The sequence below is a fragment of the Gilliamella apicola genome, assembly GCF_000599985.1.
In the GTDB taxonomy this organism is placed as follows: domain Bacteria; phylum Pseudomonadota; class Gammaproteobacteria; order Enterobacterales; family Orbaceae; genus Gilliamella; species Gilliamella apicola.
Genome location: NZ_CP007445.1, coordinates 1768413 through 1792167 on the forward strand (window position 1 = coordinate 1768413; position 23755 = coordinate 1792167).

The 23755-nt window shown below is 32.8% G+C and carries 22 protein-coding genes, 1 tRNA gene and 1 pseudogene; 4 read left to right on the forward strand and 20 right to left on the reverse strand.

Annotated elements, in window-relative coordinates; genetic code table 11:
• Positions 1-3 precede the first annotated feature (3 nt).
• Positions 4-510, forward strand: a complete 507-nt coding sequence (priC, locus tag GAPWK_RS08100) for a primosomal replication protein PriC (protein WP_158413591.1) — start codon at positions 4-6, stop codon at positions 508-510.
• 185 nt (positions 511-695) lie between these two features.
• Here the strand turns inward: priC and GAPWK_RS08105 are convergent, their stop codons facing one another.
• Both GAPWK_RS08105 and GAPWK_RS08110 read right to left on the reverse strand, forming a co-directional pair.
• Positions 696-1247: a hypothetical protein gene (locus tag GAPWK_RS08105; protein WP_025315736.1), complete on the reverse strand. Its 552-nt coding sequence runs from the start codon at positions 1245-1247 to the stop codon at positions 696-698.
• 33 nt (positions 1248-1280) lie between these two features.
• Positions 1281-1925 carry an SMI1/KNR4 family protein gene (locus GAPWK_RS08110; protein ID WP_025315737.1) on the reverse strand — a complete coding sequence of 215 codons (645 nt, stop codon included), beginning with the start codon at positions 1923-1925 and terminating at the stop codon, positions 1281-1283.
• A 334-nt stretch (positions 1926-2259) separates the two neighbouring features.
• On the opposite strand from GAPWK_RS08110, the gene cysK reads away from it, so the two are divergent.
• Positions 2260-3225, forward strand: a complete 966-nt coding sequence (gene cysK / locus GAPWK_RS08115) for a cysteine synthase A (protein ID WP_025315738.1) — start codon at positions 2260-2262, stop codon at positions 3223-3225.
• A 78-nt stretch (positions 3226-3303) separates the two neighbouring features.
• Here the strand turns inward: cysK and ruvB are convergent, their stop codons facing one another.
• From ruvB to recQ, 7 genes are all read right to left on the reverse strand, one after another.
• A complete protein-coding gene (gene ruvB / locus GAPWK_RS08120) occupies positions 3304-4308 on the reverse strand; it encodes a Holliday junction branch migration DNA helicase RuvB (protein ID WP_025315739.1) in 1005 nt (334 codons plus the stop codon).
• 13 nt (positions 4309-4321) lie between these two features.
• Positions 4322-4930, reverse strand: a complete 609-nt coding sequence (gene ruvA, locus GAPWK_RS08125; RefSeq protein WP_025315740.1) for a Holliday junction branch migration protein RuvA — start codon at positions 4928-4930, stop codon at positions 4322-4324.
• Positions 4931-5190: 260 nt separating this feature from the next.
• Positions 5191-5529, reverse strand: a complete 339-nt coding sequence (locus GAPWK_RS08130; protein ID WP_025315741.1) for a YbaB/EbfC family nucleoid-associated protein — start codon at positions 5527-5529, stop codon at positions 5191-5193.
• A gap of 32 nt (positions 5530-5561) precedes the next feature.
• Positions 5562-7628: a DNA polymerase III subunit gamma/tau gene (gene dnaX / locus GAPWK_RS08135; RefSeq protein ID WP_025315742.1), complete on the reverse strand. Its 2067-nt coding sequence runs from the start codon at positions 7626-7628 to the stop codon at positions 5562-5564.
• A 146-nt stretch (positions 7629-7774) separates the two neighbouring features.
• Positions 7775-8953, reverse strand: a complete 1179-nt coding sequence (locus tag GAPWK_RS08140) for a M20 family metallopeptidase (RefSeq protein WP_025315743.1) — start codon at positions 8951-8953, stop codon at positions 7775-7777.
• A gap of 150 nt (positions 8954-9103) precedes the next feature.
• Complete coding sequence (locus GAPWK_RS08145; RefSeq protein WP_025315744.1) at positions 9104-10336, reverse strand: hypothetical protein; 1233 nt, start codon at positions 10334-10336, stop codon at positions 9104-9106.
• A gap of 94 nt (positions 10337-10430) precedes the next feature.
• Complete coding sequence (recQ, locus tag GAPWK_RS08150) at positions 10431-12269, reverse strand: DNA helicase RecQ (RefSeq protein WP_038517394.1); 1839 nt, start codon at positions 12267-12269, stop codon at positions 10431-10433.
• 294 nt (positions 12270-12563) lie between these two features.
• Between recQ and GAPWK_RS08155 the strand changes: the two genes are divergently transcribed.
• Positions 12564-12640: transfer RNA gene (locus GAPWK_RS08155), tRNA-Val, on the forward strand.
• 723 nt (positions 12641-13363) lie between these two features.
• Here the strand turns inward: GAPWK_RS08155 and GAPWK_RS08160 are convergent.
• Entirely contained in the window at positions 13364-13954 is a 591-nt protein-coding gene (locus tag GAPWK_RS08160) for a hypothetical protein (protein WP_025315746.1), read from the reverse strand.
• A 962-nt stretch (positions 13955-14916) separates the two neighbouring features.
• Here GAPWK_RS08160 and GAPWK_RS08170 point away from each other — a divergent pair.
• Complete coding sequence (locus GAPWK_RS08170; RefSeq protein WP_025315748.1) at positions 14917-15102, forward strand: ribbon-helix-helix protein, CopG family; 186 nt, start codon at positions 14917-14919, stop codon at positions 15100-15102.
• 613 nt (positions 15103-15715) lie between these two features.
• Here GAPWK_RS08170 and GAPWK_RS08175 read toward each other — a convergent pair.
• The 10 genes and pseudogenes from GAPWK_RS08175 to GAPWK_RS08225 all read right to left on the reverse strand — a co-directional run bounded on the left by GAPWK_RS08175 (position 15716) and on the right by GAPWK_RS08225 (position 23745).
• Positions 15716-16372, reverse strand: a complete 657-nt coding sequence (locus tag GAPWK_RS08175) for a DUF7424 family protein (protein ID WP_025315749.1) — start codon at positions 16370-16372, stop codon at positions 15716-15718.
• A 335-nt stretch (positions 16373-16707) separates the two neighbouring features.
• Positions 16708-17115 (reverse strand): annotated as a pseudogene (locus GAPWK_RS14790) (phage terminase large subunit); the annotation flags it as partial.
• A 139-nt stretch (positions 17116-17254) separates the two neighbouring features.
• Positions 17255-17626, reverse strand: coding sequence for a DNA-packaging protein (locus tag GAPWK_RS08185; protein ID WP_025315751.1), 372 nt, complete (start codon positions 17624-17626; stop codon positions 17255-17257).
• Between the two features lie 147 nt (positions 17627-17773).
• Complete coding sequence (locus GAPWK_RS08190; RefSeq protein ID WP_025315752.1) at positions 17774-18103, reverse strand: hypothetical protein; 330 nt, start codon at positions 18101-18103, stop codon at positions 17774-17776.
• Positions 18104-18745: 642 nt separating this feature from the next.
• Positions 18746-18886, reverse strand: a complete 141-nt coding sequence (locus tag GAPWK_RS14905; RefSeq protein ID WP_158413592.1) for a hypothetical protein — start codon at positions 18884-18886, stop codon at positions 18746-18748.
• A 544-nt stretch (positions 18887-19430) separates the two neighbouring features.
• Positions 19431-19658 (reverse strand): hypothetical protein, encoded by a 228-nt coding sequence (locus tag GAPWK_RS08205; protein WP_148296403.1) that lies wholly within the window; start codon positions 19656-19658, stop codon positions 19431-19433.
• A 12-nt stretch (positions 19659-19670) separates the two neighbouring features.
• Positions 19671-20633, reverse strand: a complete 963-nt coding sequence (locus GAPWK_RS14265; RefSeq protein ID WP_025315756.1) for a PAAR domain-containing protein — start codon at positions 20631-20633, stop codon at positions 19671-19673.
• A 1188-nt stretch (positions 20634-21821) separates the two neighbouring features.
• Positions 21822-22490, reverse strand: a complete 669-nt coding sequence (locus GAPWK_RS08215) for a hypothetical protein (protein WP_025315757.1) — start codon at positions 22488-22490, stop codon at positions 21822-21824.
• Between the two features lie 382 nt (positions 22491-22872).
• Complete coding sequence (locus GAPWK_RS08220) at positions 22873-23235, reverse strand: Mor transcription activator family protein (RefSeq protein WP_025315758.1); 363 nt, start codon at positions 23233-23235, stop codon at positions 22873-22875.
• A 3-nt stretch (positions 23236-23238) separates the two neighbouring features.
• On the reverse strand, positions 23239-23745 hold the full coding sequence (locus GAPWK_RS08225; protein ID WP_025315759.1) for a hypothetical protein: 507 nt from the start codon (positions 23743-23745) through the stop codon (positions 23239-23241).
• Between the last annotated feature and the right edge of the window lie 10 nt (positions 23746-23755).

A 23755-nucleotide genomic window follows, 5' to 3' on the forward strand; every position in this document is an offset into this window, starting at 1 on the left:
TTCATGCAAAAATTTTTAGAAAAATTAAAAAATCAAATAAATGCACTTGAACAAGAGATCAATTTAATAGATCAACAACCTTTTCAAGAACATTATTTTGATGAACATTTGTTTAACACAAGCAAAATCGAATCCAATAAACAATTCTATCTTGATAAAATAAACCAGACTTATCAAGCCCTTTGTGATGCTGCTCTATCACAAAAATTGGAGCAAATAGAATTTTTGTCGGAAAAGCTTATTGATCAAATCACCGCTTTAACCCGTGAGATTGCTACTGGACATTTACGTAAGCAGCCAACAGACTATTTAATTCAAGAAACACTTGCAGAAAAACACTCAAGACATTTGGATTATCTAAGGCGATTACAAGATATGAAATATGAATTTGAATTTTCATCAGAGTCAATTGATCATATTAAAGTTGCTACATTAGATAATCGAATCTATCGCTGTGAACAAGCAATAAAAAAAATTGAATTAGAAATGGAAAACGATAGCCTAGATTGAATTAAGTTATTTGCTTATATCTGCTCTTTTTAATACAGTTTTCAACATCTATCTCGATGGAAATCTGGGTACTTAACAAGTTTATATGATTACAATAAAATTTATATAATTCAATATAATAAAACTTAAATTTACATAAAACATAAATGTTTCATATAAATTTAGGGCTTATTATATCGGCTTTATTATCTACCTCGTCTTGCTTTCCACATTTTTGATCTTTTTTTTCTCCTTTTTTTATATACTGTCCGATAACAATCACGATTACCAACATAAATCTCATTTAGCGTTAAATCCGATGGAATATCTTTAAAATAGTCATCTAGTTCATCCCATGGAGAAGGAAGTGTAATAGCCATACCATAGTCGTCATCAAGAATAAGTTCACCCCAAAAAATAAGCTGTTTTTTTGTTAAATTAAGCAGTTCTCCCATTGTAATGCCAGCATATAATTCATTTTTATATTTATTTCTATATTTTCCTTTATAATTTTGATTACACCATAAGTCTTCAATTCGACCATTAGAATTTGTAGAAATAGTTATCGTTCCATTATTCAAGGAATATATATATTTAAGTTCGTATCCAACTTCATTTGAAGAACATGGTTTTTCCCACGTTCTTTCTTCAACATCAAAATTTTCATATAATTCGTCTGCATAAAATTCCACATCATGACCAATCTCAATATTACCCAAAGATTTGTAGCTTATTATATCTGCATTAAAATCTATCATTTGGATGCTCCTTTTTGATAAATTATCCCTTTTTTACCTTACAAGCCCTTCTCTTTTAAATTTCGCTATCAACTCACGTCCTTTTTCAGAAAGTTCTAATTTTTTTAAACACACCTGAATTATTTTTTTCGAAAACATAAAAAAGTATTTAGAATCGTTCATCAAAAAATCTATATAATCATCAGAATAAGGAACATTAGGATCATAATCTTCGATTTCGGTTTTAATAATTTTTGTTAGAAATTCATCAAAGGAATTAGCGACAAGCTTTAAATCTAGATTCTGCTCTAAATAACCATTTCTGACTGTCATATCAAAATATAGATCATTTACTTCATGATCCCAATGATAAACTTTGCCATTTGGATACAAACAAAGTAAATCTCCGAAATTTAAAGATGCTATAGCAATGGACCGTTTAGGGATTCTATCTAAATACATCCAGTTATTAGCAATTACATCTTCCCGATCTCGTTTCTTAGAGAATCCGAACATTACTTCAAGCGGAAGTGATTCACCTTGACAGTCAATGGAATAATCAAACACATCCTCATCAAAAGCAATGACATTATATTTCTTTAAAAATTTAATATAAGAATTCTGAGAATCTGTTGTAATTTTTAATTTAGAAATAAGCTTATCAATATTTCTTGGCACAGCATATTTTGATTCAAACATTCGATTTCCTTAAATAACATCCATAAATAAAAACTTATTTACTACCAACCTAACAGTACTTGTTTTATCGTTTTGCTTCATTAAAAATCATTAATTTATCAAATAATTCTGAATTTTTATACTGGGATGATATCAAATTATATTAACTTCAATTGTGTACTATTTTATGAACACATTTTTAGTTATCAATAAAATTACATCTTTCTTATATCAAAAACGAATATTGTTATAATTATTATTTAGTATCATCTTTTTAAGTTACCTTTATAATATTGTTATCGTCAGCGATTATTAAAACGCTATTCCCTTTAAAGTTATTTATAAGGATTATTTAATGAGTAAAATATTTGATGATAATTCACAAACCATCGGTCACACGCCTCTAGTTCGTTTAAAACATTTTGGTAACGGTAATATTTTAGCCAAAGTGGAATCTCGCAATCCTAGTTTTAGTGTTAAATGTCGTATTGCATCAAATATGATTTGGGATGCAGAAAAACGCGGGTTATTAACATCGGATGTTGAATTAATCGAACCTACTAGTGGTAATACAGGTATTGCTCTTGCAGCAGTCGCTGCAGCACGAGGTTATAAACTAACCTTAACCATGCCAGAAAGCATGAGTATAGAACGTCGAAAATTACTTAAAGCTTTAGGTGCTAATCTAATTTTGACTGAAGCGGCAAAAGGCATGAAAGGCGCAATTGAAAAAGCCGAAGAGATTGTTGCAAGTAATCCTCAAAAAAACATCATGCTGCAACAATTTAGTAATCCAGCCAACCCAGAAATTCACGAAAAAACCACTGGACCAGAAATTTGGAACGATACGGATGGCCAAGTAGATATTTTTATTGCTGGTGTAGGTACTGGTGGTACTTTTACAGGTACAGTTCGGTATATTAAAAAGACTCAAGGCAAAAACATAACAGCCGTAGCTGTTGAACCGGCTACATCTCCAGTTATTAGCCAAGCCCTAGCGGGTGAGCCAATTAAACCAGGACCACACAAAATTCAAGGTATTGGCGCTGGGTTTATTCCAGAAAATTTAGACTTAAGCTTGATTGATATAGTTGAAAAGGTCACAAATGAACAATCCATTGAAACTGCGCGAGAATTAATGGAAAAAGAAGGTATCTTAGCAGGTATATCATCCGGTGCAGCCGTTTATGCAGCTGATCGTTTAGCAAAATTACCTGAAAATGCCAATAAAACCATTGTGGTAATTTTACCGTCATCTGGTGAGCGTTATCTTAGTACGGATTTATTTAGTGGTATTTTTACTGAAAAAGAACTTGGTTAAACCAAATCTCGAAACGAAAAGCGCGACCAAGTTTGAGTCGCGCTTTTGTATATCTTTTTTACTTTTTTAAAAAAGTAATCACTCATCTTGAATAATACCAAAATGTCGATAAGCATGTGGTGTTGCAATTCGACCCCTTGGCGTTCTTTGAATATAACCTTGTTGAATCAAAAACGGTTCGAGCACATCTTCGATGGTTTCACGCTCCTCACCTATGGCAGCTGCAATGTTATCAAGACCTACAGGCCCACCCATAAACTTTTCAATAATGGTGAGTAATAATTTACGGTCCATATAATCAAAACCTTCGTTATCTACATCTAACATATCAAGTGCTTGGGACGCAATTTTTTGATCAATCACACCTTTTGATTTTACATCAGCATAATCACGCACGCGACGCAATAAACGATTAGCAATTCGAGGCGTTCCGCGTGAACGTTTGGCAATTAAATGAGCACCCTCATCAGATAAGTCCATACCTAAAAATTTAGCACTACGACTAACAATATATTCCAAATCCTCAACCCGATAAAACTCAAGGCGTTGCACAATACCAAAACGATCACGTAATGGCGAGGTTAACGAACCCGCTCGCGTTGTTGCACCAATAAGTGTAAATGGAGGCAAATCGATTTTAATTGAACGTGCTGCGGGACCTTCCCCTATCATAATATCAAGCTGATAGTCTTCCATAGCTGGATATAAAATTTCTTCTACTACAGGTGAAAGGCGATGGATTTCATCAATAAATAGCACATCGTTAGGCTCTAAATTGGTTAACATTGCAGCTAAATCACCAGCCTTTTCTAATACAGGGCCGGAAGTGGTACGTAAATTAACGTTCATTTCGTTAGCAACAATATTAGCTAAAGTTGTTTTACCTAGTCCAGGCGGACCAAAAATTAACACATGATCAAGTGCATCGCTACGTTGCTTGGCAGCTTGAATAAAAATTTTCATCTGTTCACGTACTTGTGCTTGCCCAATATATTCGTCCAAACTTTTAGGACGAATAGCACGATCCAGTGATTCTTCTTCCTTTTTGGCTTGAGGTGCAATCAAGCGATCCGCTTCAATCATAGTAAATCCCTATTTATAATGCTGATTTTAATGCTTCGCGAATAAGCGTTTCACAATCCATATCAGGTAATATAACTTTATTAATAATTCGACTGGCTTCTTGTGGTTTATAACCTAATGCGATGAGTGCTGATACAGCTTCGCTTTCTATTTGGTTAGATGATTTTTTAACGCTGCTGGCTTCTATAACTGTACTTATCGGTGAAAGCTGCTCAGCAAAACGTTTAAGGCGATCTTTCATTTCCACAATCAAACGTTCTGCTGTTTTAGTGCCAACACCTGGTAATTTAACTAAAGTTTTAATTTCACCCTGCTCAACGGCACTAATAAATTGTTGTGCAGACATTCCAGACAAAATTGCCAACGCTAATTTAGGGCCTACACCATTGACCTTAATCAGTTCACGAAACAATTCTCGTTCTTGTTCTTGATTAAAGCCATATAATATTTGTGCATCTTCCCGCACCGCAAAATGGGTTAATACAATGACTTCTTGCCCATTGTCAGGAAGTTCATAAAAACAGGTCATCGGCATAAAAACCTCATAGCCGACGCCACCCACTTCAATAAGAACTTTAGGTGGTTGCTTTTCAATAATGGTTCCACGTAGACGACCTATCACAATTTATCCTTAGTAATTTACTGTTGGTTGAAATAATTGACGGCTCTTGAAAATAAAATATTCATTATTTAATCATTAATTTTTATTTGACGAACAAGAGTAGCAATTAATTTGAAAGTAATTGGTCGTTAGTTTACCTGATAGAAAAAAATTAATAAAGAAAAACTGTATAAATAGACAGGCAATAGCTGAAAGAAATTCGCCGATTACTGTTTAATAATCGGCAAAAAAATTAGATTAGATTAATATAATAAAATCAATTAAAACGGCATCTTAAAGCCCGGTGGTAACTGCATACCGCCAGTTACTTGTGCCATTCGCTCTTTTTGTGCGTCATCTAAACGACGAGTCGCATCATTGTAGGCAGCAGCAATTAGATCTTCCAACATCTCTTTATCATCTTCCGTAACTAAAGAGGGATCAATTTCAACACGTTTACAGTTATGTGAACCATTTATTGTTACTTTAACTAAACCAGCGCCTGATTCACCAGTCACCTCTAATTTGGCAATCTCTTCTTGTGCTTGTTGCATTTTTGCTTGCATTTGTTGAGCTTGCTTCATTAAATTGCCCAAACCACCTTTTCCACCTGAAAACATATTTATTCCTCATTAAAAAATTTAGCCCATAATTATACAGGACGAATGCTCGCCTCATCAATCTTCGCTTCAAAATATTGACAGATCATCGATACTTTTGGATCTTCATTTATGGTCATCTTAGCTTGTGCAAGCTTTTGTTGATAAAGATCTTCACGCATTTCTAGAGGCGTTTTATTATCCTTATTATCATCAACAATGATCTTAACATTTAATGCTCGTTGACGATGATTAGCTATCGCTTTTTCAACTTTAGTAACATTACTTGATGAGTTGATCAGATGTTTTACCGTAGATCGCGTATGCAAAATGATATTATTTTCATCCGCCTGTTCAATGAACGAATTACTGACAATTTGTTTGATAAGTGGCGATAAATCCAACTGTTCTATTTCAAAACACCACGCATCTTTCTCTGCCATTTCCTCAATTAATTTTTTTGTCATTTCAGGTGTTTTATCACCGTTGAGCGATTCCCGAAAAGTTTTAGTGTCAATAATTAAATCATCTTTAGTCTCAACATAACCGCAAGCTTGCCACTGATAATTTTCAGCCGTAATGACTTCTTCTGTCTCGTTGTCACTCTTATCTTCATCATTATTTTTGAAATCTATTTGTTTATTATCAGCGAGTTGAGTAATATTTTTAGCATGAGGTAATTGTGAATGAATTACCTCTAATTTTGGCTCTAAAGGCTCAACTTTAGGTTTAGACTTTTTTGCTTTTTGTTCTCCTTTGATTAACTGCATCCGCATTTCTAATATATTTTTTGTAACAGAGGATGCATCATCAGGAATAGATAGATCTTGAACACTTGATTGAGCAATCGGTACAGGTTGAGAATCAACAGGTATGTTGCTATTTTGATTCGAAGTTAAGTTAGATTCCGATTCTGGATTGCTCTTTTTTTTTGATAAAAACTGAGCTGATTGTATGTGTGACTTAGGTTCAGCAACAATTGATGGCTCAACCTGTGGTTTAATACTTGGTTTAGGTGCTATAGTTGTATCATTATTTTTAGGCATGAAAGCTAAAGCACGTAAAAAACTCATTTCAGTACCTATTTTTTTATCTGGAGCATACGTCAAATCTTTTCTACCCATCAATAGGATTTGATAATATAACTGCACATCATTTGGCGCCATATATTTTGCTAGAAAACGAATTCGTTCTTCTTGATCGGTATAATCGCCTAATGCGGTTGGTACAACTTGCAACAAAGCAATTTGATGTAAAAGTGCAATACTTTCTGCTAATAAATTATCCCAATCTGCACCTTGTGCTGCTGCCATATCAATTTGCTGCATTAAGGCATTACCCTCATTATGGTACAGTGCTTCGATCAGTGAAAAAGGGATGGATTTATCAAGAGTACCTAACATCAACGTCACTGATGCTGTATCAACTTCGCCATTACCAAGTGCGATGGCTTGGTCAGTTAAACTTAATGCATCACGCATACTGCCATTAGCCGCTTTAGCCAATAACGATATCGCTTTTGGATCGTTTTTAATCTGCTCCAATTTTAAAATATGAGTAAGTTGCTCACCAATGAGCGACGTATCAAGAACATTTAAGTGTAAATGCAAGCAGCGCGACAATATAGTAATAGGTAATTTTTGAGGATCAGTCGTAGCTAACAAAAATTTGACATGTTCTGGTGGCTCTTCTAATGTTTTAAGTAGTGCGTTAAAACTACTGCGTGATAGCATATGCACTTCGTCAATTAGATAGACTTTAAAACGCCCCTTAGTAGGAAGATATTGAATGTTATCCAAGATCTCTCTTGTATCTTCTACTTTAGTTCTAGAAGCAGCATCAATTTCAAGCAGATCAACAAAGCGCCCTAACTCAATATCACGGCAATTATCACATTCACCGCAAGGTGTGGCGGTTATACCTGTTTCGCAGTTTAAGCCTTTTGCTAATAGACGAGCAATAGATGTTTTTCCAACGCCTCGAGTACCCGAAAACAGATAAGCATGATGAACTCGTCCTAGAGATAGCGCGTTAGATAAAATTTTTAAAACATGCTGTTGACCAACCACTTCAGAAAATGATTTAGGCCGCCATTTACGTGCTAGAACTTGATAACTCATAATCACCATTGCTTATTACTAATGAAATTGGTTTTTATCATAGCATAAAGTCCTAAGTTAGTCTGCAACCAGACAATAACCGACCTAATATTAGACAGCATCTTTCTACATAAACGTATGCTTAACCTGAAACTTTTTTACAAAATTTAATTTTGATTTAAATAAGCCCAAGTATATTGTGCATAGAATTCAGCGCCTAATGCCATTCCATCTTCATCCACGTTAAAACAACCATGATGATGTGGCCATTGAGTATCTTTATCTGGATTACCCGAACCAACTAAAGCAAAAGCACCTGGTATATTTTCTGTATAGTAACTAAAATCCTCACCACCTGTTGTTGGTGCTTCAAAGTATAATGCCTTTTCACCAAATGATTCGACAATTACTTTTTGTGCTAGTAATGCGCTTTCTTTATCATTGATTACTGGCAAAGTGCCATAGATATATTCAACTTCGGCTGTTGCGCGGTACATTGCAGCAACTTGATTAGCATAACGTCGGATTGCCGATTCAATTTTGTCACGCACGGCAACGTTAAAACAACGCACTGTTCCATCTAATACCGCGTTTTCGGCAATAACATTAAAGCGTGTACCAACATCCATACGGCCAATTGTCACAACAGCGGGATCAAGTGGTGATACTTCGCGCGACACAATGGATTGGACATTCATAACAAATGCGGAAGCAACCATTACTGCATCAACGGTATCATGTGGCATAGAACCATGACCACCTCTTCCTTTAAAACGCACAGTTAACAAATCAGCAGAAGCAAAACTCGAACCGACTACACAAGATATTTTACCAACTGGCATTTGTGACCAAATATGCATACCAAATGCACTATCTACACCATCAAGCACACCTTGTTTAATCATGCCTTTGGCACCTTGAGCAACCTCTTCAGCGGGTTGAAAAACAAGTCTTACATTACCTTTTAGTTGATCGCGAATCTCATAAAGCGCTTTTGCCGCTGTCAGTAACATAGAAGCATGGGTATCGTGACCGCAAGCGTGCATTTTACCGTCAATCGTTGATTTATAATCAATGTTTTCACTCAGTTCTTGTACGGGTAACGCATCAATATCAGCTCTTAATAAAATTCTTTTACCTGGCTTGCCTCCTTGAATTTCAGCAATAATCCCTGTAGGTTCCGTACGTCGATAGGTAATTCCTATTTTATCAAGCTCCTGAGCAATTCTATCTGTGGTTCTAAACTCTTCCCACGGTAATTCAGGATGACGATGAAGATCGCGACGAAAAGCGACCATCTCATCAATATTTTGTTGTATCAATTTTTTTATGTTTGGATTCGTCATTTCACTACCTTTAATATTTCAATTTGTTCTACTTTTATAACACTAGCCATTGTTGAGCTATCATTAAATAAATACTGTTAATTTCCATTAATTGCTATTGATAATGCTAATAAAGGTGATTATCAAATTTTTTTTGGATTTTATAATTAATTATTGCACTGCTGATGCAGGGCCTACTATCATATTCACCATTATTCCTGCTAATACAACTGAAACGATAGTCACCGATATAAATCCTCCAATCAACATTGGCGGTAACATATGACTGGTTAGTATTTCTTTCTCTTTTGGATCTTTAGTTAAATTATTAATGACTTCATTAGTGATTATGTAATCGGCAGGAAAACCATACAACGCTGTAAGTGCAATTGAAAAAGCCAGTTCTTTACTCACTTTTAATATTTTGCCAACAATAATCGAAAAAATAAACATACCGACAACTGCAGATAAAATAAAGATGACTAGAGGCGTTAGCAAACGCATAAGCATTTCGGGTGTTGCTCGACTTAATGTATCAAAAATAAATAACATTAACCCCATCACCGTTATTCCAAATCCACCTGCTTTTTTTAATGGATGGCGTTCTAAAAAACCAAATGATGCAGCAATTACACCAAATAACAAACATAATACAAATGGACTTACACTAACTATTGGTTTTAAAACTTCTGAAACAAAGTAAGCTAAAAAACCGATGATAGCAATACGTAAAAAAATGAAATACGATGAATTATAGCTAGAGGGAATTTTTGCAAACAAACTTGGCATTGGATTTTCATCAGACGATATTGCTTGTTGTTTATCAATGGAGGATTTAGGGTCATTACTTACATGCCAAGTGCCTGCATGATATTGCTTTAAAACTTTTCGCCCTTCGCGCTTTAGCATGATAGAAGTAAGTGGATAACCAATAAATCCTTGCATCACATAAATAATAATGGCAAAAACAGCCAAATCAGGCAATCCCGCGTCTTTTGCCCCATTAGCCATAATAATTGCCGAAACAATACCACCCACTAAAGGAGGAATAGCAACCACTACCGTATTAAAATCGAAGAGCAGATACCCAACTATGATAGCCACAATAATAATACCAACAATTCCTGCAAGAGAAATTAAGATGGTTTTCCATTGCAATAATAATTCTTTAATAGATAAAAGAGTACCCATGTTAACAATGAGTAAATACATAAACATAACCGCAACGACTGTTGGTACTCCTGCTCGTGCCACAATATCGGTAGGAAAGAATGTCCAATATCCTAATAAAAAAAGAACAGCGCAGATAAATACAGACGGAACCCATGCTTTGGTACGGATCGAAACGATATCGCCAAGATAAAGAATAACCAGTAACAGCACTAATGCCAACATTTGTGGCATGTCATTCATTGGTGACATAAAAACTCCATTTTTACTATTTTTATTTACTATATTTTTTTCAATAATCGTTATTATGGCCTAATTATTCATGAAGTTATATATTCTTTACTATAAAATCTTTAATTTCCTCTAAAAATAGATTGCCATATTTTTCTAATTTAATTTTTCCAACTCCCGTAACATTAATTAGCTCTTTTTTACTTGCTGGCGTTGTTTGCACCATTTCTAATAATGTTGCATCGCTAAAAATAATATAAGGTGGTACATCTTCACTATCAGCAATATCTTTACGTAATCGTTTCAGATTATTGAATAACATACGCTCTTCAAAGGATAACATCGCTGTCATATTTATTGATCGAGCATAACGATTTAGGCGGCTTTTCTTAACAATTTCAAGGCGAGGTTTGGCTAGCGATAATGGAATTTCACCTCTAAGTATTTTTCTAGCTTCTTGAGTTAATTGTAAGGTTGGCAAACTTGAAGAAGTTGAAATATTTTGAATCAAATAACCTAAATGAATTAGCTGTCGAATCACACTTAGCCAATAATTACTAGATTGCTCTTTACCAATACCATAAACAGACAATTTATCATGACCATTCTCTTTAATTTGAGATCGAGCAGAACCTCGTAAAACATTAACAATGTATTGTGCACCATAACGCTGTTCTACTCGATAAATACAAGATAAAACTTTTTGTGCATCAACTAAACCATCATATTTTTCGGGTGGATAAAGACAAATATCACAATTATTACAAGGCTCAGTTCGTTTCTCGCCAAAATAGTTAAGCAATACAATACGACGACAAGTTAAACTTTGTGCAAATGATTCCATAGCATCAATTTTATGTTGTTCAATCTCTTTGTGTACCCCGTCCGCTTTTTCAGCGATTTGTTGATGATACCAATTCAAATCATTTTTATTAAACAACAAGATTGCTTCTGCTGGCACGCCATCTCGCCCCGCTCTGCCCGTTTCTTGATAATAGGCTTCAATAGTTCTAGGGCAATCAGCATGTACCACAAATCTAACATTAGGTTTATTAATACCCATACCAAATGCTACGGTCGCGACAATGATTTGCACATTATCTTTTAAAAACGCTTCCTGCGCTTTTTGACGCTCACTGTAAGAAAGCCCTGCATGATAAGCCATAACAGAAAATCCACGACTGGCAAGTCGAGTCGTCATATCTTCAACTTTGGAACGGCTAGAACAGTAAATTATCCCACTATTCCCTTTTTGCGTTTCAATAAAAGAGACCACTTGTTCTGTTAAATTAAATTTTTCAACAACTGTATATCGAATGTTGGGACGATCAAAACTACGAACAACAACCAAAGGATCGACCAATTGAAGTTGGTGAATGATATCGGTTTGTGTCATCTTATCGGCGGTGGCGGTTAACGCAACAATCGGAACGTTCGGAAATCGAGAGGACAACTGCCCTAGTTGTCGATAATCAGGTCTGAAATCATGCCCCCATTGTGATATGCAGTGAGCTTCATCAATCGCGATAAGTGAAGGAGGATGGCTTTGAATCATTGATATAAATGAACCTACGGCAAGCCTTTCAGGAGAGATATATAGTAATTTTATCGAGTGATTTAAATATCTTTCAACTACCTCTTGCTGTTCTGCCAAGGACTGGGTAGCATTAAGAAGCGCCGCGGGAATACCATTAGCAAGCAGTTGATCAACCTGATCTTTCATTAATGAGATTAAAGGAGAAATAATTAACGCAGTGCTTGGCAATAGTACCGCTGGAATTTGATAGCATAACGATTTTCCGCCACCAGTTGGAATAATTGTTAATGTATCTCGTCCATCGATAATTGATTCAATAATTTCTTTTTGTTGATTTCTAAATGATTTATAACCAAATATATTGTGTAAAACATCTTCAATCTGATCTTTTATCGACATATTAACCAAAACAAATAACCCCCTATATCAATTCAGGGAGTATAGCTAAAATAATTTCAACAAACTACTACCGACTTACATTTATTTGCTATTTATAAAAAACATAGAAATATTCGATTAACAGTCACAATAATAAAAAATTCACCTCTTGAGCATTTTTAATTTAATAATTAAGTACCATTTATTGATTAATTTATAAACATTATGTATCGACAGATTAAAAAAACGTCTATTTTTAAATTTTTTACTTGATACAAATTGAATTGCCCGTTAATATTTGCGTGTTTCCGATATACGCCCGTAGCTCAGTTGGTTAGAGCATCACCTTGACATGGTGGGGGTCAGTGGTTCGAGTCCACCCGGGCGTACCATTCTTGCTAAGAATTTATAGCTATTTTGATCTTAAGTCTGTTTCCTATAAAATTTTCACTAATTGAATACGGCTAATATAGCAAACACTGATATAATAAAATCAATTAAAATTAAAATAACAGTAAACTTTCCTAATTTATAGTAAGTTCTATTATTCGGCTTTTCACGTTTATTTCTATTAAAATACATCAACAATATTCCTGCTATAAAGACTGGTAACACTATGTACCAAAAAAGAAAAGGAATGCATCCGATGTAAAGTAAAAGTAAGTCGGTTGAAGAAAATTTATACATATGAATTTATATCACAATTTAATTTTATTAAGTTAATAAGATCATACTTAAATCAAGAAATAAATAATATAGCATTTAATATTAGAGTTTACATAATTTTTTATTTTCTATTTAGATAGTTATTTTTTGTGTCTGCAACACATTACCCACTGAAAATAGTTCAAGCAGTTAAAAAAGTAGTTAATTTAATACAAAAAAATGATGCTTGGCTTTTACACATTAGAAAGCTTAACAACGATAGTATTTTGTAAATAGATAAGTTGATTAAATCACGTGCGGATTGATTTAATTAAAACAGGGAAAACTCAAACTAAAGTTAATTTTTAGATACGGATAATATTTGTTATAAATAATTAGAGTTAATCACTCATTACCCTATGACATTAAAATCTTCCCAAAGACATCAAAATAGATCTGTAGGTCGAATATTACCAATCTTTTTTTAACCATTTAGCACTGACTATGAATGAATCAGAGTTATTATCTTTGTCAAGAAAAACTCCATTTGCTTTAATTTTATTAAGCAAATCTCTTTTTTTCTCTGCTAAAAGTAATGTATACTTAAACGAATCTCTTTTTGTCGCTGCGTAGACAAATGTATTATCAATAATCGTGGATGAATATGTCCATGGTTTAAGTGTAAGTTTAAATTGAATCTGATTAACTGAGTCAATTGTTTTTTTTACTTCATTGGCTAATGCGACTAGAGAGTCTCTACCTCCATTTCGACGTTTTAGCTCTAGCAAATATTTTAGTTCAACTGAGAATTTTTTTATTATTATAATTGTTTTTTCTAGGTTAATTGCGACATCATGAAAAACACATACTCGAATACCATTTTTATAAAAAACAAATTCTTTGATCCACAAAAAGTTGTCATGAGGACTGAAAGATTTGGGAAAAGTCTGAAGATTAGAAAAGTCAACTTTATTATTTGGTCTTCTATTATAATAGAATCCATTTTTTAGTGGTGTTTTTATTAATTTTTTTGGGTAGTTATCCTTATTAGATGCATTCATGAAAATTTATCCTTAAATTAGCAATATAGTTCTTATTAAATAAGAATAGTGTTATTTATAGATTATATGATTTATCCTTATATGTATACAGGAAAGCTTTTATACTGAAACGTATAGTTAATCTGAAACTTTTTGACAAAATTTTACGCTTTTGTATATAAGGAACCTATATAATTTCAATAAACTCTGCGATCCACCAGCTTTAATATACATTATTAACACAAATCAGCGAATTTCATGGTTGGGATGGAGAAAAATATAAATTGATAATGCAAAACAACATCAACATTATATCAAAGTTGCATCAGTACAGAAAAACAATTATTAAATGAAACATTACCCAAAACCGAGTATTTAAAAGATGACGTTGTGGATATTACAACAACTGATGAAGAAAAAAGTTGCTCACTTGATGAAAGACGTAACGAACATTAATAAATCACATGGCTATTAAGTTTGTCGAGAGAGTTGCTCGTATTTTTGCTGAGGTTTCGAGCTGATCTAAACCTTTTGAAGCCTTTGAATCACTATTGTTCAATTTTTCCCTAACTTTTTTAGATTCTCCCTGCAAATTTTTAGTCTCTAACTCAACTTTATACGTTATTTGACAGTCTACGAATTTAGGCATTATTTTCTCCAGGCATAAAAAACGCCACGAGGACAGTTCTTGATGGAATATATTTAAAATAATCATATAAATAACATAAAAATTTAAAGATTTTTTAAAAAAAAATGTTGACCACTATAGTAGGCGCATCTATAGTTATAACATCAACAGGATGTTGATAAAACAAACTTATCGGTTTCCGATAAGAGCTTAAGGGAGAAACAATATCTTAATTCTCATAGTTTTAGTAATCTGAAATTGTCCAATTTATTAGAACTAATTCAAAGATGAGGAGGCAATCCTCACCAGAGACCTTAAATATTATAATTGTTTATTTGAAAATCAAGGAGATTATATGGCATTAACAAGGGCTGAGATTCAAAAAAAAAGTGACGCAAAACGAGGCGTTAGATCAAAGGGATACAAATTACCCAATGATATTATAGACCTAATTAGCGAATTGAGCGATAAAACGGGAAAATCTCAAAGTAAAATTATTGAAGAAGCAATACTGATGCTCAATAATTCCCTCGAAAAATAATTAATTTGTTGGGTAGCATATGGTTACCCACTAATTAGATTTTTAAATACTCGTTTATCCCTGCACGTGCAGGAAAGTTTTATATTGTTGGGCTCTATCGGTTTAACCCTGTATATACAGTGAATACATGGATATCGAGAGGCTCAAAAGCCCAACAAAGATAGGCTGGAGTTATTCCTCTTACGAGTATTGTATTGCTCACCCTCTCGACATAGATTTCAAAGATTAAATTCATTAAATAATATTTATTTTATTCTTGTGCAGTGCGAGAATGTCTTGATCTTTTCATTATATTTCGAGTCAGCAAACGTCACTGAAATTTCTGAGGTGAGTTTAAACTCATCGTCAGATATATATTCGAGTTTATTATTACTAGTTATTTTTCTATCACTATTGGGCAATTTTGAAAATAGATCATCGTTTTCCTTTGTATATACAACTAGCGCTATTTCTTGATTAACTGGTGTCGAATAATCCTGAAATTATGCTTTATTGAGTATCCTTATAAAAGCATCCATTGGAATTATTTTGCTTGTTGCTATTGGTCTTTTAATTTGTAAATGCAATTAAAAATAATCAATAAAAAACCCTCTTAGAGGGTTTGATTAAATTTTTATTGTTTCTTTATTTCAAGCCGCTTGTCATAATCTTCATAAACTATCGTACCACCGTGTTCGGTTATCGCTAATACAGAAACATCAGAAAGTTTAAATGTCTGAGCCTTACCAGCTACTAACTGATACCAAGAATACGGTAGATAATTTTTAGCATCAGCAAAAACACCATGAACGACAATGTCTTGATTTCTGTCTAAATCATTTTTGACTGTTATTTGAACTGATGGATTAAATTTAGAAAAAGAAGCTTTTTGTTGTTGTCGAATCTTGCTTCTAAGGTTGTCTGAAATAAATACAATCATTCCACCACCAGATTCTCCGTTTCGTATTTGTATATCCCCAGTTGAATCTTTACCACCGACAGTTATCGGAATTTCAAATAAAGCTTTCGAGTCCATTTTCTCACGATAGCATTCTATATATTTAGCGTCTGTAAAAATATTTGAAATTGTTTTTTTTGCTTCTGCCACGTCAGATGATTCTTGTCTTGAATCATTATAATTTGTGCATGACATTACCTCAACAACAAGTTTCGATTGAACTGTTTTAGCTGTTTCACTATTGACATCACTCAAATTAACGGTTGGAGCTAACTCCACTTTACAACCAGACAACAATGCGACAGACATTAATCCTATTAATATTTTTTTCATGTGTTATTTCCTTTAATCAGATAAATGAAAAACAAAGTAACAAATTAATCATACTTTTTCAAATGGTTCACCAACACAAATTTACTATGCCAATTAGAGCCATTTAAATCACCGTTATGCTCTATTGCTATTATTTTATGGTCACCATTATATTCAGTTAATTTCGATTCAATGCGATCGAGCAAGTCAATACAGTATTGAAGATTGTTTAATTCATCAGATGGAGAGCTATCTTTATAACCAAGACAAATGAAAACTTAATTATTTAATCCGACAATTGAGTCTGCATTCTCAATGGTTCTGCTCGCTGTTGTTTATATTGAGCAATAGTAGCTAGGAGAATTTTGCCTAAATCTTAAATCGGTCGGACTTACCTTTGTTTCAGGATTCCACGTCACACAGATTTAAGAATTAGCTTCACGAACTATTGGCGTTAATATACGCTATGCCATTTTAGAAAGATTTTCAGCCTTATCAACCCAGCATATCAAAATACGAGCTTTTAATTTTATGCTATATAGGTTGTGTCGCAATCCACGAAAAACATAACTAATTAAACCGTTTTTTGTTCTGATATAGTTTTGACCAATATCATAATAATCATTAAGCCAATTAACGGAACGAACAGCTTGTTTAACTTCTTCCATACTCGAATCATCTAAGGAGTTCATTAACTCACGAGCACAAAGTATAACGCCACTTATTACTGTTTCTGCAAACTGATAACCTTTTACTCCTGTCATTAGTGCAAATGAACGAGTTTTAACGTTACCTAGACCACCGTGTGTACCTTGATACCTGACGTTTTCAGCAATAAATACAAATATCAGTTTTTTGGTAATTGTATTTGTGCTGTTGTCATAATTTACTTGTCTGGTAAAACTAACTCCACCCTGATAGGTTTAGGTGACATACTGCCGTCTGATGATTGATTTCTTGTTTTTCGCTATAATCATGATTAGCAAGCATTAGCTTTACGATAGGAGAATTAAACTCACCTGTTAAACCTTTATTAATCAACTTATTTTCCTGAACTGTCTTAATGGCTTCTAATGTGTCAGAAAATTCGTTATCTTTTCTTGCATATTCATTCATTGCTTCGCGACTTTTACCTAAATAACACGCTAGCCCAGCCAAACTAGGTACTACATCGCCAAAAGTTTCATAGCCCCCAAGTAAATACTCCTTAGCCTTAATTAAACATTCAACCAGTTCACTTGGGCAACCTACTTTTTTCTTACCACCCTTTTTCATATTTATACCTTTAGTTTTTAGATAATAAAAAACCACCCGAAGGTAGTTGCTTGTTAAGTAAGATTTTAAATATCATAAATCTAATTTCTTTTTTAAAAATGCTTTCAATAAATCAGATCCAACATCTTTCATAACATTTAAAGGTGATTAACTTAAACCTTTTAATTTTTCATATATTGAAGGTTCTTGTAACATTTGCGCAAACTCAATTCCTTCAGCTGTTAATCTTACCAATGCATAATCAACTGAATCAATAGAACTTAACGAGTAGGAATACCCCAACTTCTCTGGATTTCCCCTAGATAAATTAAAAGCGCTAACATATTCTTTCTCTATCAATATACTATAATGATGAAGACCTTGAGGAGTTGTAATATCAAATCCTGCATTTTTTAAATCTGAAATTTCTATGAACGGTTGGGATGACTCCAAAAAGACATTCATTAATCCTTTTAAATATTCCAAATCTGTTTTCATTCTTATAAACCTGTTTTTATTAACATGCATGTAACTATATACAGTAAATAATTTTTGAGCAATCCTTTTGTTAAAAATTTTAACTTTTAGTTAATAAAGAGTAGCTAAAAAGTTATTTTTTTGTTAATCTGAGTTACCCAACAAATCAATATGTTAGCCAATCTCTACCAATCATCAGTAATTAAACGATATATTAACCAATAATTTGGATCTGCCCTTGTTCTTCCAATTCTTTCATTCTTGATTGATAAGCTCAATTGCTGATTTTTTTAAATTAGCTCGTGTTATTTCATCTAATAAAAACCATTCACCGTGATTTCTAAATCCGCTATATTTTTGGTGTAATTTTGTTTCTAAATTTGGGGCCTGCGCATACTTTCAATATTAGTTGCAATTTTCCAGAGGACATACCTTGAATTTCTTTCATTCTCTGTTTAAATCTTGTCGTTTTACCTATTTTAGTCATTCCAGTTTCTTTGCAATAAAGAGCATAGACAAAGCAATTTTTGTCATTATTTCCTTTGTTATTATTCATTAACTCATTGTAAAACCTGTTAATAGCATTGCATTTATAAAATGAGATGATCTCACACCAATAAATCTTAGAGCATCAGAAAATTCATTAATACTGTCAGTTATCTCTTAAATATTTGATTGAGCCCCTAACAAATAATTTTGATGATTTTCACCTACACTGTTGGCGAGGCTAACTATGAGTCTTTTATTTATTTCAAGCCTATCTTTATTAGTTAAATCTTCAAATTTAATTTGAGTTAAAGTCATATGATATCCTCTATAGAATGAGCCTACGTCTCACACAGAATAAACAGCCCAAGAGTTAGACATTAACTGTCATTCTCATAGGCTCATTCTGTAAAGCTTTCGGTTGATATTTGTCATGTGATTGGCATTGTGATAGAAAAATAGGTTGCGGTGCGTTTTTGCACCGATTGAAAGTAAAATTGAATGTTTATGAATTTTAGGCATAAAAAAAATCGCCATTTAGGCGGTTATTGTTTGTCAATTTGTTTACTTTTTCTTGTATATGATATTTTCTAACCAACCTATAGCAAATATATAGGCAAATAGAAAAAATAATGCTGACTTAAGAATAAAATAATTATCTATATCACGGTAAAAATTTTTTCTAAAACAAATGCTGCCCTGTATTCCCATAAATACATCCAAATTATCAGGATGCGACGCCTCCATTTTAAAGATTTTTTATGTTTATAATCTTGCTCTGTAAAACGAGAACGTCGAAAATAATAACATGCCCACAGAGTAGCTATCGATAAAAAATAATAAATAAAAATAATAAGCATTATTAATCCTCTTCACTTTCAATTGTATATTGCTCACCGTCAGGAGTAATAAAGAGGAAATATTTTCTAACGCCGTCGTTGCCATCACGAACACTAACAAATTCACACCTATGAACTAATTTGCCTACATTCGTAATAGTCTCAGATTCAGGGACTACTAGCGCAGATTCATCGGTATCGTTATCATGAAATAAAACATTATTGACGTCACCCAAAATGTTCATTAACAAAATTATATCCAGTCAAGCCTCACCAATCAACGCGAGGCTTTTCATTTGGGTATAATGCCGAACCAAATCTTGACTCCCATAATGCCACAATTTTCTTACGGGTGTACCATATTCGTCCTTTTTAGGTACTAGTTTGAGTTTGCCACGCACAGATATTCCTATATCAACCAAATCATAAACCAGCATTCCTACTGACTCGGACATACCTAATTCTCTAGCAGCTGCCTGATAAGTGGATTTCAAAAAATCGTCATGACCAGTTATACCCTCCTGTATGCTATTCACACTATGAGCGCCAACATATGCACCAATTACACAACCCACATCCGTTGTGCACATAAGTGCGCCAGTTGAAATCATAGCTAAACCGCCCAAAATTGATATGCTACGTTCAGCCCAAACTAACGATTGTTCCAAAAGGTCATCTTCTTCTTCCTTGATTTTTTCAGCGCCCTCTTCATACGTCATAGCGCCACTGTCCACCTGTTCAACAATATCATTAGCAAACGCTTCAATGTCTTGCTTAAATGCTTGTTTAATATCATTATAATATAAGTGTTTTTCACATAATTCATCAGCGCATTGTAAGAGACGGCGCACGTCAATTCTGATTAAGTAGTTTTCGTCATTATTCTCTGAGTTAAATTGTTTCTGATTACCAGCAAACGAATTAGATTGGACAGAGCCACCACTAACCACGACAAATATAGTGCTGTTTAAGGCTATGATTCTATGCCCACCGATTGGCGTACATTTACACGCAACAATACAGCCATCATATGCAACGGGTTTGCCATCGATAATAAAGTTGTTTGCTCCCTCTATAATTCTGCCTGTGCTTCTACATTTAGGACAGGAGACCAAATCACCTAATAGAGCAACACCATCCATACCACAATAGCCATTCCCTGACGCTGTGATAATCCTACCACCATAATTGGTCATATCTCCTAAAACAGCTACTTGCTTGGTCATATTACACCCTCACATTGTCGTTATATCCACTGTGAATATGTATATAGTTTATACAAATTAGCTATATTAATCTGATTTTTTGTGTTAAATAGTGTTAAACAATGTAAAAATCAATGATTTTAATTAGACCGATTGCCTTTTTATCCTGATTACACGTTTCAATAAATTCACGTTTTAATTGCTCGTTATCAGCGATGATTTGATTATTTCTAGCGATGGTTTGCTGTAGTTGTTCGATTTTATTGGTTAATTCTAATTTATCGTGTTTTAGACACTCATTTTTCCGATAGTTGTTGTAACCGAAATAAATAATTAGGACAAAAATAATGACAACTAATATTCTTAATTATTCATTATTGAACTCCCTTAAACAAGAGACACAGCACCTTTTCTTTTTCCCTACGATTTACTAACCCATTTAAAACAAATCCACCTGATTTATGCATAATTCTTAACACTTCACTTTCTGCAATATTATTAATTTTCATAACCCATTGCATTCAATTACAATCAAGACCTAATAATTCTCTCATACTCGTTCGCACTGCGTAAACATATCTTTAAAGAATAGTTACCTTTATGTATACAGGTAAAACTCTTATTATGACTTATTGTCTATTAATTAAAATAATTAGTTAAAATTTTTACCAACTTTTTTACTGTTTTTATATGATTTTATTAAAATGTTTTTAATGCTTTCTTGTTATCAAAACTACTCTATTTTTAAAGATGTTTAGTTAGAAACCTATCTACTTGCATATAGTTATCAGAAACACCAACTCCAATCATGATATCATTAAAATACCAGCGCAGATCTCATATGTACCATTTAGTCAATGAGCCTTATGATAGTATCAACAGCAAATCCCAACTCTTTACCAACGATGGTTAACCCTATAGTAACTAAATTGGTATTTTTAGAAATTAAAATTTACCGCGAAAAGTAAAATATTGGTGATGCGTATGTATTAAGAATGGATATTCGTGTTAATTAAAAGAAATAACAATATAGAAAATGCTAATTAGATAGTTATTATAATTATAGAGGCTACTATCGATAGGATACTGAGCAAATCAATAATTATATTTAACCATTTGCTCAAATTAAAAATATGAAGTTAACAATTAATAACTTTCATAATTGACAATATGGTTAATTTTATTAACAGAAGCAACTGGTAAAATATTTTAATAATCATTAATATAGTTATCACCAAATTGCCATATCAATTTTGACATAACTTTATCATGATAAAGATTTTTAAAATGATTGAATTCATTTATTTCTTTAGATTTAATCCTTAGACTCCATATTATTAATCCCACTATTTCAAAAAATCCCATGAATATCAGGTATAATAAATTTGAAAATTCAAAGCTTATAGCATTTTGGGAAAGGCTTGGCCTTATATAAAGATAGGCAAAAAATAACATCAAAATTCCACTAACAAAAGTCATAAAATAATATACAAGGTTCATCCTATTAATACTTTTAATATTTATAGAGATTTCCTTGCCATTAAATTCCATATAATTATATAGTTTATTAAAATAATTGTAGGGTACAATATGTTTTGAAGAATTAATTAACTCATAAATATAAAGACCGATTTTTCTGTCAATTGATTTAACTAAACTCATTTTATTTAAAATCGTTAATTCTACTTCTGATTCTTTAACTAAATTTTCATCCGAATTTTTATTCTGAAGAATAACTTGAATTGTATTTTTAGCTTTATTAGGTATTCTCAACTTAACTAACGAACTAACAGGCTGGTATATTTTTTTAAAAAATATTGATAGGGTTAACAATATCTCTAAAATATCGGTGAAAAGATTTGCATATGACTCAGACAATTTTTATTCTCCTCAAAATTTCCTAAAGATTAATATTTAAACAGAAAATAATCAAGCTAAATTTTCACAATTTTAATTAATAAACCTGTTGTCATCACCCTGACTTATTTATATTTATATTTATATTTATATTTATCATTTTCTATCACATTCTTATTAGTTAGGAAATAGATTTTACCCCATCGGGAGATTTAAATTGACATAATATAAAATGAATAGCAACTGGATATTGACCTGAAATATAACATGATAAATAATAACAGTATGATGAGATAAATGGGATATAACAAAATAAACAGGGAAATAATGAAATTGTTTTTTGAAAAAGTGTTACAAAATATGAAATAAAAAATTACCTAAAAATTTTTGCTCTAAAAATTGATTAGGCATCGTTGAAATCAAATAAGGTTGGTTGTTTTTCTTTTATCATTCGTTTATGAACTCGATCAATTACTTTTCTGATACCACGTTCAGTCATATTATATTTTTGGCTTAGTTCTGCATAGTTGTTACCTTTAAATGCATCATAGATTTGTAGATCACGTTGATTAAGTTTGAAGATATAATCACGTGGAAAGGTAAAGTTCTGACCACCAAAAAGTTCTGAAATCGCATTTGCAATACTATCTCCTAATTGCACTGCAATATCTTCAGGTAATCCATAATCCATAGCTTCGTTAGCAACAGATAATGATACATGTGTTAGTAATTCATGACGTTTAATAGACATTGCAGACTTAGTCATAATTTACGCTCCAGTTTTCTTCTTATACCAATCTAGCGCTCCTGGTATATTTTTTTCTAATTTATTAAAGTCAACTCCAGCCCTATACATCTGTTCAAAATATTCTTCATTACTGCTACGAATTGGTTTGTCTTCTTCTTTATGTTCAACGTATGCAAATAAATGCTTAGTTGATTCATAAACAGATTTTAAATAATTATGATTTTTAAAAGGTTTATAATCACTAGTCAAACGCTTAGCGTGAATATTATTGACGGTTTCTCTTAATGCGTGTGCTAGATGTCTACTTGGTTGAAATAGTTGTAGTACCTCATTTATTAAATTTACTGCTCGTGAGTTACTCAAATTTGATTTTTGAGTACGGAATAAACCAATATAGGCAATCATCGGTTTAGCACAACCATAGCTCAAATTGCTTACCAGCATAAGGAGTTCTCTGCCAGAATCATCTTCCATCAATGCTTCTAAATTAATTTCGTTATGACAAATTGGGCAACGTGTTAATTTCATGCCTCTTCCT

Excerpts from the sequence above, each read along its gene's own strand:
- priC (WP_158413591.1), top strand. The coding sequence starts at position 4 with ATGCAAAAATTTTTAGAAAAATTAAAAAATCAAATAAATGCACTTGAA.
- GAPWK_RS08105 (WP_025315736.1), bottom strand. The coding sequence starts at position 1,247 with ATGATAGATTTTAATGCAGATATAATAAGCTACAAATCTTTGGGTAAT.
- GAPWK_RS08110 (WP_025315737.1), bottom strand. The coding sequence starts at position 1,925 with ATGTTTGAATCAAAATATGCTGTGCCAAGAAATATTGATAAGCTTATT.
- cysK (WP_025315738.1), top strand. The coding sequence starts at position 2,260 with ATGAGTAAAATATTTGATGATAATTCACAAACCATCGGTCACACGCCT.
- ruvB (WP_025315739.1), bottom strand. The coding sequence starts at position 4,308 with ATGATTGAAGCGGATCGCTTGATTGCACCTCAAGCCAAAAAGGAAGAA.
- GAPWK_RS08130 (WP_025315741.1), bottom strand. The coding sequence starts at position 5,529 with ATGTTTTCAGGTGGAAAAGGTGGTTTGGGCAATTTAATGAAGCAAGCT.
- dnaX (WP_025315742.1), bottom strand. The coding sequence starts at position 7,628 with ATGAGTTATCAAGTTCTAGCACGTAAATGGCGGCCTAAATCATTTTCT.
- GAPWK_RS08140 (WP_025315743.1), bottom strand. The coding sequence starts at position 8,953 with ATGACGAATCCAAACATAAAAAAATTGATACAACAAAATATTGATGAG.
- GAPWK_RS08145 (WP_025315744.1), bottom strand. The coding sequence starts at position 10,336 with ATGCCACAAATGTTGGCATTAGTGCTGTTACTGGTTATTCTTTATCTT.
- recQ (WP_038517394.1), bottom strand. The coding sequence starts at position 12,269 with ATGTCGATAAAAGATCAGATTGAAGATGTTTTACACAATATATTTGGT.
- GAPWK_RS08160 (WP_025315746.1), bottom strand. The coding sequence starts at position 13,954 with ATGAATGCATCTAATAAGGATAACTACCCAAAAAAATTAATAAAAACA.
- GAPWK_RS08170 (WP_025315748.1), top strand. The coding sequence starts at position 14,917 with ATGGCATTAACAAGGGCTGAGATTCAAAAAAAAAGTGACGCAAAACGA.
- GAPWK_RS08175 (WP_025315749.1), bottom strand. The coding sequence starts at position 16,372 with ATGAAAAAAATATTAATAGGATTAATGTCTGTCGCATTGTTGTCTGGT.
- GAPWK_RS08185 (WP_025315751.1), bottom strand. The coding sequence starts at position 17,626 with ATGAAAAAGGGTGGTAAGAAAAAAGTAGGTTGCCCAAGTGAACTGGTT.
- GAPWK_RS08190 (WP_025315752.1), bottom strand. The coding sequence starts at position 18,103 with ATGAAAACAGATTTGGAATATTTAAAAGGATTAATGAATGTCTTTTTG.
- GAPWK_RS14905 (WP_158413592.1), bottom strand. The coding sequence starts at position 18,886 with ATGACTTTAACTCAAATTAAATTTGAAGATTTAACTAATAAAGATAGG.
- GAPWK_RS14265 (WP_025315756.1), bottom strand. The coding sequence starts at position 20,633 with ATGACCAAGCAAGTAGCTGTTTTAGGAGATATGACCAATTATGGTGGT.
- GAPWK_RS08220 (WP_025315758.1), bottom strand. The coding sequence starts at position 23,235 with ATGACTAAGTCTGCAATGTCTATTAAACGTCATGAATTACTAACACAT.
- GAPWK_RS08225 (WP_025315759.1), bottom strand. The coding sequence starts at position 23,745 with ATGAAATTAACACGTTGCCCAATTTGTCATAACGAAATTAATTTAGAA.